This is a genomic window from Pseudoalteromonas sp. DY56-GL79, assembly GCF_041414765.1.
GTDB classification, from domain to species: domain Bacteria; phylum Pseudomonadota; class Gammaproteobacteria; order Enterobacterales; family Alteromonadaceae; genus Pseudoalteromonas; species Pseudoalteromonas piscicida.
In genome coordinates this window covers 19,421-33,424 of record NZ_JANHZS010000011.1, presented here as the reverse complement: position 1 = coordinate 33,424, position 14,004 = coordinate 19,421, and the positions used below count along the sequence as shown (strand labels likewise).

11 protein-coding genes are annotated in these 14,004 nt (G+C 44.7%); 8 read left to right on the top strand and 3 right to left on the bottom strand.

Going from position 1 to position 14,004, the window contains the following annotated elements; genetic code table 11:
• The first annotated feature begins 20 nt into the window (after nucleotides 1-20).
• The 3 genes from NO992_RS09515 (at nucleotide 21) to NO992_RS09505 (ending at nucleotide 2,093) form a co-directional block, all read left to right on the top strand.
• A complete protein-coding gene (locus NO992_RS09515; RefSeq protein WP_371376435.1) occupies nucleotides 21-770 on the top strand; it encodes a hypothetical protein in 750 nt (249 codons plus the stop codon).
• Nucleotides 734-1,390, top strand: a complete 657-nt coding sequence (locus tag NO992_RS09510; RefSeq protein ID WP_371376432.1) for a hypothetical protein — start codon at nucleotides 734-736, stop codon at nucleotides 1,388-1,390. The genes NO992_RS09515 and NO992_RS09510 overlap by 37 nt, the downstream gene beginning before the upstream one ends.
• A 415-nt stretch (nucleotides 1,391-1,805) precedes the next feature.
• Nucleotides 1,806-2,093, top strand: coding sequence for a hypothetical protein (locus tag NO992_RS09505; RefSeq protein WP_253105931.1), 288 nt, complete (start codon nucleotides 1,806-1,808; stop codon nucleotides 2,091-2,093).
• Between the two features lie 235 nt (nucleotides 2,094-2,328).
• Here the strand turns inward: NO992_RS09505 and thpR are convergent, their stop codons facing one another.
• The 3 genes from thpR to NO992_RS09490 all read right to left on the bottom strand — a co-directional run bounded on the left by thpR (nucleotide 2,329) and on the right by NO992_RS09490 (nucleotide 4,628).
• Nucleotides 2,329-2,847, bottom strand: a complete 519-nt coding sequence (gene thpR / locus NO992_RS09500) for an RNA 2',3'-cyclic phosphodiesterase (protein ID WP_253105933.1) — start codon at nucleotides 2,845-2,847, stop codon at nucleotides 2,329-2,331.
• A gap of 20 nt (nucleotides 2,848-2,867) precedes the next feature.
• The gene (locus tag NO992_RS09495) at nucleotides 2,868-3,590 is read right to left on the bottom strand and encodes a helix-turn-helix domain-containing protein (RefSeq protein ID WP_371376429.1); all 723 of its coding nucleotides are present in this window, start codon (nucleotides 3,588-3,590) and stop codon (nucleotides 2,868-2,870) included.
• 171 nt (nucleotides 3,591-3,761) lie between these two features.
• A complete protein-coding gene (locus NO992_RS09490; protein WP_010377630.1) occupies nucleotides 3,762-4,628 on the bottom strand; it encodes an AraC family transcriptional regulator in 867 nt (288 codons plus the stop codon).
• A gap of 284 nt (nucleotides 4,629-4,912) precedes the next feature.
• Here NO992_RS09490 and NO992_RS09485 point away from each other — a divergent pair, with 284 nt between their 5' ends.
• From NO992_RS09485 to NO992_RS09465, 5 genes are all read left to right on the top strand, one after another.
• Nucleotides 4,913-7,567 carry a TonB-dependent receptor gene (locus tag NO992_RS09485; RefSeq protein ID WP_371376426.1) on the top strand — a complete coding sequence of 885 codons (2,655 nt, stop codon included), beginning with the start codon at nucleotides 4,913-4,915 and terminating at the stop codon, nucleotides 7,565-7,567.
• Between the two features lie 58 nt (nucleotides 7,568-7,625).
• Complete coding sequence (locus tag NO992_RS09480; protein ID WP_232288086.1) at nucleotides 7,626-9,113, top strand: tryptophan halogenase family protein; 1,488 nt, start codon at nucleotides 7,626-7,628, stop codon at nucleotides 9,111-9,113.
• 106 nt (nucleotides 9,114-9,219) lie between these two features.
• On the top strand, nucleotides 9,220-10,485 hold the full coding sequence (locus tag NO992_RS09475) for an MFS transporter (protein ID WP_371376423.1): 1,266 nt from the start codon (nucleotides 9,220-9,222) through the stop codon (nucleotides 10,483-10,485).
• Between the two features lie 6 nt (nucleotides 10,486-10,491).
• Complete coding sequence (locus NO992_RS09470; RefSeq protein WP_045965505.1) at nucleotides 10,492-11,367, top strand: ROK family protein; 876 nt, start codon at nucleotides 10,492-10,494, stop codon at nucleotides 11,365-11,367.
• Nucleotides 11,357-13,903, top strand: a complete 2,547-nt coding sequence (locus tag NO992_RS09465; protein WP_371376419.1) for a family 20 glycosylhydrolase — start codon at nucleotides 11,357-11,359, stop codon at nucleotides 13,901-13,903. The genes NO992_RS09470 and NO992_RS09465 overlap by 11 nt, the downstream gene beginning before the upstream one ends.
• Nucleotides 13,904-14,004 lie beyond the last annotated feature (101 nt).

The window sequence follows — 14,004 nt, the reverse complement described above, 5'->3', positions numbered from 1 at the left end:
GTAGTGTCAGTTGGATAAATATGTCAGAACATAACAATAATAACTTACCCTCTGAAAATGTAGCCGAAACGCAGGCAGCAAAGCCTGCTCGGCCACAGCCACACAGCTCGAGACACTCAAGGGGCTCCTTTAAACTTTCTCGCTCCAAAATGAACACCATTTTGGCTTTGTGTGCGATGTTTATTTCAGCGGCATCGTTTTACGCCACTTATCTGCAGGCAAAAGCTGCTCAAGAGCAGGTTTCCGCAGCCGAAAAGCAGCTAAAAACTGAAACTTGGCCATGGCTACAATTCAGCTATAGCAACTTTGATTTAGAGTCGACTCAAGCAACGATTAGAGTCGATATTCGCAATTCGGGGACCGGACCTGCCATAATCCACTACATTAAGTACGAGTTTGATGGCGAAAATTACTTTGATGTTATCGAACTTATGGATGCATGTTGCAACCTTAATGCCTATCAAGCAGCACTTAGCGATGCTCAAAACGAAGAGTCAAATATCAATTATCTAAAAAAGTTTGGCTGGTATGTATCAAGCGCACCACAAAAGGTTTTATTGGCAGATGGTGATGCTTTTAATATCTTTACCATGCCAAAAAGCAATTTTAATCGTGGATTATGGGACAAAATCGATGCCCATAAGTCGGTTTTTAAGGCAGAGGCCTGCTACTGTTCTATACTAAAACAGTGCTATACCACAAACGAAAAAGCAGTGATCACTGAGGTACCTAGTTGTTCAACAACACAGATAAATTCTATCAGCGAGTAATCACTCACCTCATGCAGTTTGAAGGTGAGGTGCTACATTTGTACCTAGATGTGAATGCCAATCCGACGATTGGTGTTGGCTTCCATATGCAAAATGTTGAGCAGTTCTGCCAATTACCGATGCGAGATAGGCGCTCCAAACGCTCTGCCACCCTACAACAAAAGCGCGATGAATACCGTAATATTAAGGGCAAACCCAGCGGCTACAAGGCTTCTTGGTATGCGCAATATACCGAGCTTACTTTGCCACCAAAAGCGTCTAAAAAATGTCTTATAGAGCAAATCAAAGAATTTGAGCAGTACCTCATTCATTTTCTTGCCAAGCAAGAAACTGGCAGCATTCCTTATCAACTATTACCGACGCCCGCTAAGATTGCGCTATTGGATATGGCTTACAACCTTGGTACCAGTAAGTTATTTTTGGCCTTTCCTAATTTGATTAAAGCCGTCAGCGCACAAGATTGGCACAGCGCAAGTAAAGAGTGCAGTCGCCTACATATTAGTCCGGCACGAAACGAGGCCACCAAAAAGCTATTCCTCAAGTGCGCTAAATACCAGCGTTATCAACTCACTTGGTTTGAAACTTTGGTTAAAAAGCTAAAGCGCTGGCTACATAGCTAACAAACAATTATAACGATTAGCAAACTGAGTTGTTATTCCCCTATAATATATAAACATAATGCACTAATATTAATGAATAAATTTTATTTTCTTGGTTTTTGAACTTGTGAGTTTTTATGGTAATTTGACTAAGTCGCATCAAGGACATGTTGATTTATTGAGTGAATCTCTGGCGAATACGGATGGCAGTCATAACTACACCTCTTGTATTTCCAGCAAGACCTCTCTGTCATGATGCTCTAGTCGCTACTGATATAGTCTGGTAACAGCCCAAGTTAATAGCGCTGGATTTGTTGCTGCCTTTCTAGTTGGCGCATCTTTGGGTGGATTAGCGAAGAAGCTTTACAATAAATACGCTTAACCTATCGGTCAGCTCCGTGTTCTGGATCTGACCTACTTAGTAGGACACGAAATCATGTTTGAGTTTATTGAGTCTCTGTTACCTGTGTTTTTCGTTTTTATTTACGTAGTACTGCAAGAGAGATGGAAGGAAAAGTGCGACTTACCTTTGAAGCAGCATATTTTAGTTGTGCTCGCAAAGATAACAATATGCCTAGTTTCTGTTGTGTCATTGGTGTTTATTTTTGGCAGTTGGCTTGGTGCTAGTGAAATACAAATGCTACCAATTGTTGCTATCGGATTCGGCTGCGCCTATGGATTAGCCTGTTATCTACTCGAACCTTTTTACTCTAAGAAAAACTAAGGCCTGCTACAAACGGGTATAACAGGGGATGTATCAAACATTAGCTCTCAATAGAGCTTTGAAGAATCTAGGAACTAAACTGAATGAAGTACATTGCATTATTACTATTATTAGCAACTAACCTCTCGTTATATCTTTATAACGGCGTGCCAAATTATATCTTTGTCTTGCTATTTAGCTGTTTACTTAGCAGTACACTCTATTCTATTTGGAAAAAGCATTCAAAATAGACGTTTCAGCCCAGAAAAAAGGACTCAATAGGGTCGTAGATCAAGCCTCGTTCATTGCGGTGAGAATGATAGAGATGAAATTTCTTTACTGTGAGTGAAAAAGGCGTAATGGGCTTCGTAACACTCGGCTCTGGCTTACAATTTCTAAATAGTGTGATATGTGGTGAGAACGGATGCGGGTTGTGATAAAGGTCACATTTTTCTCCAAAAGCACGCAGTGGATTGGCTAAATCAAGCAAAGCTTGTGGTTTTTGTTCGGGCTTTAAGTAAAAAATGCCATTGTGCTGCCAGTAGCCATAGTCACTAAAGGTGAGTGTAAATTTAGGCACCGATAAGCTACTTGCAAAATCACAAAGCTCGGCTACTTTTGACTCTTCTACCATCGCAAGGAACGCCAGTGTAAGATGCCAATTATTCGGCTGAGTATTGGCTTTACTCGCACTCACACTATCTACCAGCCACTGGCCGATATGCGCTCGAGCGTCGTCATCCATGCCAATACCAAAAAATAATCGTTTTTGCATCTTACACCTATATTGATAATCTAAGGTTTAACTAGCCGCTTACCTACTAAAGTTAGCATAACCCCAGCAGAGAGGCACAATAAGCCAACAAATTGCAACCAGGCGTTTTCTACACGTTCAACAAATCTAGACCCTTGAAAACGATAATGTCTTCTGCCATCAGTTACCGATTCGGTGTAAGCGCCTCCTCTGTAATCTGAGAAAAGCTCCGTTTTTTTGTCTAAACGTTTCGCCATGGCAAGCTCAACTTGCTCCACAAATTCAAGATCACTATTCTTACTATGAGGAACAAGGAGAAAGCGCCACTTTCTATATAGCTCCACGGGCTCACCGGCTTGCAATACACCCTGAGATTCATACTCAAACAGTCTTTCACTAAAAAATATCTGTTTGTAGCCACTCCAAAATAACCCGACACCGAAAGACACTAGCAAAATAGCGAATATCGCAAGTTGCTTATATTGCTTTTGTTTTGATTGTTGATGTTGCTTATACCAATACTCTATATCTGGAATTTGGCTTAATTCTTCACGCTTCCCTAGTGTTGAAAGGGTTTGCATACACTCATCTAAAGATAAATTGAGCGCCGTTAGCAACTTTCTAAATACCTCGTTAGAAGGCACGGATTTGTCGTTTTCTAGTTTAGATAAATAGCTTTGCTCAACACACATTTGCTCAGCTAGCTGGGGTTGGCTTAAGCCTTTCTGTGTACGGATCTGTTTAATAAAGTGTCCTAGTGTCATCACGGTCATCCTCGTTTATTGTTGTTGCGACCCGGCACATTCTTGGCAATTCCTTGATAAATACCAAGTTGAATATTTAGGAATAAGCATGAATATCATAGCATTACGAAATATTCACGGTTTGAATTGAAGTTTTGATTAAAACGCACAATAAACAGGCTTACGTCCAGATCAATACAATGCCTTTTGGTGCAGCCGTGCACGAAACTCACTGGGCGTACACGCCTTCAACGCTTGAAAACGACGATTAAAATTAGAAATATTATTAAAACCACATTGATCCGATATCACACTAATAGGAGAGGCTGAGCTAATTAATAGTTTACAGGCCTTGGCAATACGCAGTTGATTGATAAACTCCGTCACAGTTCGCTCCGTGCGTTTTTTAAAGAAACGATGAAAGTGATTGGTGCTCATGTGCACTTGCTGTGCAAGCTCATCGGCGCTTAATTTGTCGGTGTAATTATCATAGATATAGGCAATAACTCGGTCGAACTTGTCTTTCGCGGGGTCATGGCGGGCGTCAAAGCGAAAGCCGCTACTGGCTAAATGTTGATAATTCGATGTCGTCATCCGCGTTAACATTTCAAGCAAAAGCACAAAGCGCATTAACGGCTCGGCATCCGCGATTTGCTCAAACCACTTTTTCGCTTGCCTTGCGACTTCCACAGGAAATTTGACGCCACGGCGCGCTGCATTTAACAATTCAGATAAGCCATGTAATTCAGGATGCTGAGCCACTAAAGATTCCAACCAGTGTGCGGGTATTTGTGCAACATGGACAACGTGAGCGGAGTGATCCGGATTCGGTTTTGACTGCCAAGTATGTGGTAAGTCAGGGCCTAGGATCACCAAATCTAAGTCTTCGTAAGGGGCAATATGGTCACCCACATGACATACACCGACACTGTTGAGCGTCAAACAGATCTCATATTCCGGATGATAGTGCCAATTAAAGGGAATTTCGGGTAATTGATACAGGCAATAACGCCATGAACATCCAGGAGATGGTAGTACTTTCTCGTACATCGCTCGCATAGCAATTTCCTTTTACATTAATAAACTTATTTAAAATCGGCATGTTATAAACTTTAAAACAACTACTCGTTACACTTAGTTGCACACCATGCAAATTCAATCACTAAACAATATTAATCTATCGAAATATAGCGACAGCCTGAAGTGCAGTGAAGTATTTTTGTCAAATTACGCTCATTTAAGCGTGAAAAGTATCATTAGTAGATAGAAATATACCGCTTAAAAAACACTCAAGGCGATACCCTAGCTTCTGCCAACAACAAATAGGAACAATGGGCAGAACAATGAAAACAACTAAGTTGAAGCAATTTAAATTGAATAAACTTGCCGCCATCGTGACAGCAAGTATCTTATCCCCCCTTTTACTCACCGCTGCACCATCAGCATTAGCCGAAGAACAAAGCGCAACAGAAAAAGTCGAAGTAATTGAAGTAAGAGGCATTCGCCGCTCGCTTGAAGCTTCAATGAACACCAAGCGCTTTGCAGATGGTATTGTTGATGCTATCACCTCGGAAGATATTGGTAAGTTTCCCGACAAAAACATTGGTGATGCGCTACAGCGTATTTCTGGGGTTACGGTCGACCGCCAATATGGTGAAGTAAGTGGTGTTACTATCCGTGGTACCGCGCCCGAGCAATCGCGTATTTTATTAAATGGCCAATCCGTTGCCAGTACCGATTGGTATGATTTGGGTCCATCGACGCGTACTTTTAACATGGAGCTGTTATCAGCAGAGCAAGTTTCGGCAGTTAACGTCTACAAAACGCCTGAAGCAAACCTTGAAGAAGGTGCGCTGGGTGGTACAGTGAATCTTATCACGCGTAAGCCACTGGACTTAGATGCACACACTTACATGGTGTCAGCAGAAATGGGCCGATCTACCTTGTATGATGAAAATGATATAAGTGGCTCATTTTTAGGTAGCTGGAAAAGTGACGATGAAAAATTTGGTGTGCTCGCAGCATACTCTATTGAGAACCTGACTTCAGGCCGTCACGTTATTGAATCCATTGGTGGCTACTATGAATATTTTGCGGCGGATCAAGACACGGGACAAGCATCTACAGTGGGCGCTTGGGCTATCGGCTCGCAAGCATTCAGAGCTGAGCGCGAGCGCACCAGCGCGCAACTTACCGCGCAATTTGCACCAAGCGATAACACCGAATTTGCGGTAGACTACTTTCGCTTTGAGTTTGACAATCCACATGTAAACCATAACTTTCTTACCGTAAGTGCCCGTGGTGCAGGTGCTGTTGATGTACAAAACAACGCTGCAGGCGGTACACAGCGTGCGCGTATTTTGCCAGCTTACGCGAACATCATATACAACCCTACTGTTCGTAACGCCGTAAATATGGAAGTCGATGCTTTAAACTTCAGTGGTAAATACGTCGGTGAAACTTTCGAGATTAGCGGTGTTATTGGTCGCTCAACATCTGATGGTGGTACACAGTTTGGCTCCTCAAGTTGGTGGATCCCGGCAACAGATGAGGGTGGAAAAATTGGCGATCCAGCCTTCCCTAACGGTCAAAATAGTACTGATGGCGGCTTTACTTACGATGCATCCGGCCCTTATCAAATTTGGTTTGATTCGCTAGACCCAACCGATGCCTCACAGCTCAAATTTGCTCATGAATCAAACTTCCAAACTACGATTCAAGAACATGAGGTAAGTTATGCGCAAGCCGATATCAAGTGGATGCTAGAGCATGATTACTTCAAGAACATCAAAGCGGGTGTGAAGGTTAATAAAAACGAATTTGCACGTATCGCAATACAAAGAAATCCAGCGGATGTTGTTGGTTTTGTCCCTGATGGTAATAGCTTAGCTAACTGGAGTGATGGTATTTTTACCAATCTTCATTCGCAAACGGGCGGACATATTCTTAATTCATACGCCAAGCTCGATGAAGATAAGTGGTGGAATTTTATCACTGGCAAGTATGAGGCGGGTGAATTAATCGAGCAGCAAGATTTTGGTAAAACCTACAATGTCGAAGAAGATATGCTCGCTATCTATGTGCAAAGTGAATTCAGCGGTGAAAACTTCCGCGGTAATATCGGCTTACGCTATGTGGATACAGAACAGCAGTCCAGCGGTTATGTTGATAACACGGTGTTCGATGAAACGGTTGACTACGACAACTGGCTACCGAGCATCAACTTCGCTTATGACTACAGCGACGATATTATCATCCGTGCGGCCGCCTCTAGCGTTATGTCTCGAGTTAATTATAACGACTTAAAACCAGGTCTAGCGATTGATGCTAACTTTGGTTCTGCCACCGGTGGTAACCCGAACCTTAAACCATACGAAGCAGATCAAGCTGATATTGGCGTCGAATATTACTTTACCGAAGCTTCCTTGCTCTCAGCAGCCGTTTTTGTGAAGAAAATTGACAACGTTGTCTTTTCTACCGAAGCGATTGAATATGTAGACGGATGCGGTACCGACCCTTCTAAGTATGATCAATGCCGAGTCACACGCCCACGTAGTAACGGAGACGGTGACGTAACAGGGATAGAACTGCAGCTTCAACATAGCTTTGATAATGGCTTCGGCTTTATTACTAACTACACCTACGTGGATAGTGAAACCACCACACCAGATAATGCAAAAGAAATGGTGCCGGGAGTATCTGAAAACTCATTCAATGGCTCGCTATTTTTCGAAAACGAGCAGTTCAGTGCACGTATCGCTTATAACTGGCGTAGTGAATGGATTGGCGTCGGTGCAGCACAAGCGGTGCGCAATGATAGCTACCAACAATGGGATGCATCGTTGGTGTGGCATGCAATGGAAAATCTGGATGTCAGCTTAGAGGGTGTAAACCTGACCAATGAGGTTATTCAATCTTACGACACCAACTACAACTTAACGCAGAACACCATTGAATTTGGTACGCGTTATTACCTTGGCGTCAGCTATAAGTTCTAACCTCGGAGCCCCAGTCGCTTACGGCTGGGGTCATTTGCCTATGAAAACTCATTTGCCTATGAAAACAATACAGTCACTCACCATCCTTGGTGGCGGTACAGCCGGTTGGATGTGCGCAGCCTACCTTGCAAAGCATCAACCCAATTTATCAATTACGGTGATTGAGTCATCGAGTATTGGCAGAATTGGCGTTGGCGAAGGCTCAACGCCACATTTGCAGCTTTTTATGCAAAGTCTTGGTGTGAAAGAACGCGATTGGATGCCCGCATGCCAAGCAAGCTATAAAACCGGGATCTATTTTGATAACTGGAATGGCGACAATGGCAGCTATTTCCATCCCTTCTTCTCTGAAATGGATGCAAAAACAGCGGAAGTCTACTTTGTCAACGCCAACGCCAGACGTCGTGGTAGCGAATATATAGATAAGCCCGAACATTACTTTTTAGCCGCAGTACTTGCCGACAAGCAACAAGCACCACTGCCACAGCGTCCATTACCAAGGGCGCTTGAGTACGGCTATCATTTTGATGCGCAAAAGCTTGCAGATTGGTTAAGGGCATTTAGCCTAGCGCGAGGCGTAATGCATATTCAAAGTACGGTGAGTAGCGTACAGCATCACGCCAAAGAAATTATTGCACTGACACTTGAGTCGGGTGCACAGGTGAAAAGCGACTTTTACGTCGACGCCTCAGGGTTTAACGCCCTGCTGATAGAGAAAACACTCGAAGTGCCCTTTATTTCCTTTGCAGATCAGTTACTCAATGATTCAGCTGTCGCGATTGCCGGCGATAAAATAAACCCGCTACCTTCAAGCACTTCAGCTATCGCGATGCCGTGCGGCTGGCGCTGGCAGATCCCGCTACAAGGCAGAACCGGACATGGTTACGTGTACAGCAGCGCACATACCACCACCGAAGAGGCTGAGGCTCAGCTGCGTCAAGCCGCGCAACTCGATAAAGGGCAAGCCAAACACCTCACCATGAAAGTGGGCATGATGACACGCAGTGTTGAAGGCAATGTGTTTGCTATTGGTCTCGCGCAGAGCTTTATTGAACCACTCGAAGCCACCGCGCTGATGGTCACAGGTTATAGCATTGAGTTATTAAATAGGCTGCTTTCACAACAGCTCGAGGTACAAGCCATCAATCAACAACTGTCAGATCTGGTGCTCGGTATTAAAGAGTATGTTCTGGCACATTACGCCACCAGCAAGCGCGCAGATACGCAGTATTGGCATGATGCAAAAGTCGCGGCACTGAGCTTAAGCGAGCTCGATGAGCTGCTCACACACTGGCGTAGCGGTGGTGATTTTGATGCTTGGCTCAACCAACACAGGATGTACTCTCCCTATATTCGTCCCAGTTGGTATTGCTTACTTGGCGGCATGGATCATCGCGATAGCACCTGCCAAATGCCCTTTGATCAAGCACCACAGCATATCGAACAGGCGGCCAAGGCCTATCTAACGAAGCTTAGTGATGAGCATTTTACTGCCCATACAACTGCACTGGAACAAATACAGCGAGCACAAGCATTCCGCGCATAACCCAATTGCGGGTGGTGGTGAGATTCCCCTTGATCTTTTTGTTTGTCTGCCCACAAGCGAGATCGCCACGCCATCACCTGCTCTCTAATGAAAGTGGAAATACAACATGAGAAAAAGCTACCTAGTGATTGCCTTAGTATTGGCAACCTTTTTTACGGTGTCCTTTATCACCAATATTTTAGGCGCGATTTTTCCAGCACTAATAGAAAGTTACAGCATAGGCCTAACGCTCGCGGGGTTTTTCCCGTTCGCCTTTTTTATCGCGTATGGTGTGATGTCTATTCCGGCGGGACTGCTAGTTCAGCGTTTTGGAGAAAAAACCGTTATGCAGCTCGCATTTACCCTTGCTGCAATTGGCGCAACGACCTTTGTGCTAATGCCAACGTTTGCCATTGCCATGGTTGCGTTGTTTATGCTCGGCTGTGCCATGGCACTACTGCAAGTGGCTATCAATCCACTATTACGCGCTAGCGGTGGTTCAGAACACTTTGCCGTGCTTTCGGTGTTTGCGCAGTTGATGTTTGGTGCTGCCGCAACACTCGCGCCTCTGGTGTATAGCAAACTACAGTCTCAAGTCACCACCGCAGAGGGATTTGGCGGGGCACTTTCTGGTGTTATCCCAGCAGACAAAGCTTGGCTAAGTATCTATGCGGTATTCGCTATCCTAAGCGTCGTGATGCTATTGCTCTCGCAATTTACGCCATTTAGCGCGGTACCCGAGCAGAAAAAGCAGCAGCTGAGCTGGTCACAAAGTATCGGTTTTTTTAAAGATAAAACCGTATTGAAATTTTTTGCCGCCATCGCCGCTTATGTTGCGCTAGAACAAGGTGTCGCGAACCTTATTTCCGTGTTTTTGCAGCAATATCATGGCCTAGACCCAGCCACCGAAGGCGCAAAAGTGGTGAGCGAATTCTGGTTATGCCTAACCTTAGGCTGTTTACTTGGACTGGCACTACTTAAACTTATTGATGCACAAAAGCTTTTGATTTTATTCAGCTCTGGCGCCGCTATCGCACTGCTAAGTGCATTATTCGGTAGCACTACCGTAGCGCTTATTGCTTTTCCAATGGTGGGATTCTTCCTCTCCATTATGTGGTCGGTCATCTTTGCTCTGGCATTAAATTCATTCAAAACCGGCCATGGCGCAATCACAGGGATTTTATGTACTGGGATCATTGGCGGTGCTTTTATGTCTCCCATCATAGGTTTTGCGGCTGAATTGAGTAACAACTTACAACTTGCTGCCCTGCTGTTACTACTGCCACTTAGCTATATTCTGAGTGTTGGCGTATGGGCTAACCCTTTGATTAAAAATAAAACTTTTGGCAATAGTCAAAAGACGCTGTCTCAACCTCTAAATGAAAATAGTTAAATTACGATGAATCACTCTTTGTTATGTATTGACTTGGGAGGCACCAAAGCGCTTGCGGCTTCGGTTACGCACACTCAGGTCGAGCAGGTACGCCAATATGCGGTGCCTAGTCAGGCCAACTTAGACCAAGTTAATGCCTTTGTTATCCGTTTAATTGAAGAAAACCTAACGACCGAAACAACTGGTATTGCGATTGGCGTACCAAGCACACTGGATGTGTGCAGCGGCACCGTGCTGACAACACAAAATATTCCTCATTGGCAAAATGTGCCTCTGAAGGGATTGTTAGAACAGCACTTTTCTTTGCCCGTTGTTGTCCATAATGACGCAAACTGCTTTGCATTTGGTGAATACTTATATGGTGGCCACCATGCCAACAACCTAATTGGCGTATGCCTTGGCACAGGTATTGGTGCCGGTTTTGTGTTTAACGGTAATTTATATACGGGTAACCATAGTGCTGCAGGAGAGCTAGGCAACTTAAGCTATCTTGATGGAATTATTGAAGATTATGCTTCAGGACAATTCTTTGGGCGACAAGGAATTGAAGGGAGATGGTTGGCCGAACAAGCACGCAGTGGCGACCCATTTGCACTACAACAATTTGAGACTTTTGGCGGTCACGTTGGTCATGCACTCGCGCAAGTAGTCATGGTGCTGAACCCAGATGTCATTGTACTAGGCGGCTCCGTGACGCATTCATATGACTATTTTAACGCCGCACTTGAAGCCAAGATGCAGCAGTTGCTTGGCAATGCTTTATATCAATCCGTTCGTGTCATTCCAAGCACCTTAAATCACGCGCCACTTTTAGGGGCATACGGATTGTTTCAACACAATAAAATTAACCATGATAACAAGGAACTAGCCAATGAAGTTTAATCGGCTTATGGCCCTACTTTTTGGGGTGTCGTCACCCCTTTATGCGCTCGACCAAACCGCAGTAAACTGGTTAGGCCAGAATCTTGACGTGAAGTACACCTTGCTAGATAGCAAGCCAACCACCTGCCCCAAGGCACAACAAAAATGCTATTACTCAGAGCTGAGCTTTAGCGTAGCTAAAGAAAATACCAAAGCAAATAATGACTTTGCTATCTTTTTTAGCCAACTGATGCCGATTTACCATGTTGAGGGCGATAACTTTGCCATCACCCATATCAATGGTGATATTCACAAAATCACGCCTGCGGCAGGGTTTAGTGGGTTTTCAAGCGCCCCCGCTACCGTGCGCTTTTATACCAAGGATTCTCAGGTTACGCGCTCGGAATTTATGCCAAATTATGTTGTAACAGACGCGCAGCTTAAGCTCACCCCACAAGTGATCAAAAGCACGCAAACCCAGCGCGATAAAGACACAGGACTTGAGCTGCAACCTTATTTGACGCCATTTGTTACGCTCAACCAGCTGCAAACCAGCAGTAAAGATGACACGCCGTGGATGGGCAGCGAATACTTATATCAACATCAAGTGAAGCCAACTCTTGATGCTGCAATTGGGCTGATACCAAAGCCCAAACAACTGACAGTGCTGTCCGATAAACGACTCAATCTAGCAGCCGGTATTAATCTGCAACTTTCAGGTATTTCAGCTGATGCTATCGCCATGGCACAACAGCGACTCAATACCCTCGGGGTAAAAAGCACCAAGGACGGACTTGTAGTTAATGTCGCTGTAAAGCCAAATAAACAATCAAGTCCACATTATCAACTGACGGTCGGCAAAAATAACATCTCAATCCAAGCCAATAACAGCGCCGCTGCATTTTATGCGCTACAAAGCCTTGCAGGACTGTTGGATATCAATGATTTGAGTATTCCCATGGTGGATATTATTGATACACCAAGGTATGACTTTCGTGGTTTACACGTCGATGTTGCCCGCAACTTCCGCTCCAAAGCCTTTATTTTACAAACCATTGAACAGATGGCAGCGTACAAGCTAAATAAACTGCACCTTCATTTAGCGGATGATGAAGGCTGGCGCTTAGCCATCGACGGTCTTGATGAACTCACTTCTATCGGCGCTTATCGCTGCTTTGATTTGACCGAAACTCGCTGCCTATTGCCGCAATTAGGCGCAGGGAATGATAAAAACGCGCAAGTGAATGGCTTTTACTCTGCAGAGGATTATATTGAGATCCTGCGCTATGCCAAGGCGCATCATATCGAGGTGTTACCCTCATTAGATATGCCTGGTCACTCACGTGCTGCAATCATCGCCATGGAGGCGCGATATAAAAAGCTGACGGCACAAGGCAAACCAGAGGATGCACAGCAGTACCGGTTAGTAGAAGCTGCTGACAAGACGCGTTATAGCTCCATTCAACATTACAACGACAACACGCTAAATGTCTGTATTGCAAACACTTACACCTTTATCGACAAAGTATTAAGCGAAGTAAAAGTGCTGCATGACCGTGCAGGTGTACCACTCAACACTTACCATATAGGTGCAGATGAAACCGCAGGTGCTTGGCTAGAGTCGCCGGCTTGTAAAAAATTGCAGGCAAGCGTGAAAGATTTTACCAACTTTAACGGTTACTTCATTGAGCGGATCGCAAAGTTACTTGATAAAAAAGGAATACAGATTGCAGGGTGGAGCGACGGTTTAGGTGATGTACGTGCTGCAAATATGCCAGCAAACGTACAGAGCAATGCTTGGGCGACATTAAGCGAAAACGGGCACGCCGTCGCGCATCGCTTCGCCAATCAGGGCTGGCAGGTTGTCTTGTCTAGCCCTGATGTAACCTACTTTGACTTTCCATATCAATCTCACCCAGAAGAGCGTGGTAATCACTGGGCAAGTCGCGCTATCGAAAGCAAAAAGATGTTTGAATTTATGCCAGACAACCTCCCTGCGCATGCAGAGATCTGGAAAAATACCAATCACCACGCCTACATAGCTAACGACAGCGACTCATCACTAAACAAAGGGGTTAAGTTTGCCGGGCTACAAGGGCACTTATGGAGTGAAATGCTGCGCAGTGATGCACAAGCCGAATACATGCTTTATCCACGGCTATTGGCCCTTGCAGAGCGAGCATGGCACCATGCCGAGTGGGAATTACCGTACCAAGCAGGTCGTATATACAGCCAGTCTAGCGGATATTTTACGGCTAAGCTACAGGCGCAACGTGAGGCTGATTGGCAACGATTCGTGGCTATTTTGGGCCTTCAAGAGCTGCCTAAATTAGCACAAGCCGGAATTGAGTTTCGCATCCCTGTCGTCGCCGCAAAACAGCTATCTGGAGCAAAACTCGACGCTTTTACTGCCATCCCGGGTTTTGTTATCGAAGCACAGCTTGAAAACGGCAACTGGGTGCCCTTCAATACCTCACTTAATCAAGTACAGGCGCTTAGAGCAGCGCAGCCAAACTCCGGCCGCAAAGGACGAGCTTTGAGTTTAGAGAAAAAATAACGAATAAGATCGACATGTGATGCTAAGCCCACTTAGTGCTTAGCATCTCTATCACCATTATCAGACGCAAAAGAACGTTGAAAAAATGTAACTAATAGCAA

Coding starts and splice junctions, on each gene's coding strand:
- thpR (WP_253105933.1), bottom strand. CDS start 2,847: ATGCAAAAACGATTATTTTTTGGTATTGGCATGGATGACGACGCTCGA.
- NO992_RS09515 (WP_371376435.1), top strand. CDS start 21: ATGTCAGAACATAACAATAATAACTTACCCTCTGAAAATGTAGCCGAA.
- NO992_RS09480 (WP_232288086.1), top strand. CDS start 7,626: ATGAAAACAATACAGTCACTCACCATCCTTGGTGGCGGTACAGCCGGT.
- NO992_RS09485 (WP_371376426.1), top strand. CDS start 4,913: ATGAAAACAACTAAGTTGAAGCAATTTAAATTGAATAAACTTGCCGCC.
- NO992_RS09495 (WP_371376429.1), bottom strand. CDS start 3,590: ATGACACTAGGACACTTTATTAAACAGATCCGTACACAGAAAGGCTTA.
- NO992_RS09470 (WP_045965505.1), top strand. CDS start 10,492: ATGAATCACTCTTTGTTATGTATTGACTTGGGAGGCACCAAAGCGCTT.
- NO992_RS09490 (WP_010377630.1), bottom strand. CDS start 4,628: ATGCGAGCGATGTACGAGAAAGTACTACCATCTCCTGGATGTTCATGG.
- NO992_RS09505 (WP_253105931.1), top strand. CDS start 1,806: ATGTTTGAGTTTATTGAGTCTCTGTTACCTGTGTTTTTCGTTTTTATT.
- NO992_RS09475 (WP_371376423.1), top strand. CDS start 9,220: ATGAGAAAAAGCTACCTAGTGATTGCCTTAGTATTGGCAACCTTTTTT.
- NO992_RS09465 (WP_371376419.1), top strand. CDS start 11,357: ATGAAGTTTAATCGGCTTATGGCCCTACTTTTTGGGGTGTCGTCACCC.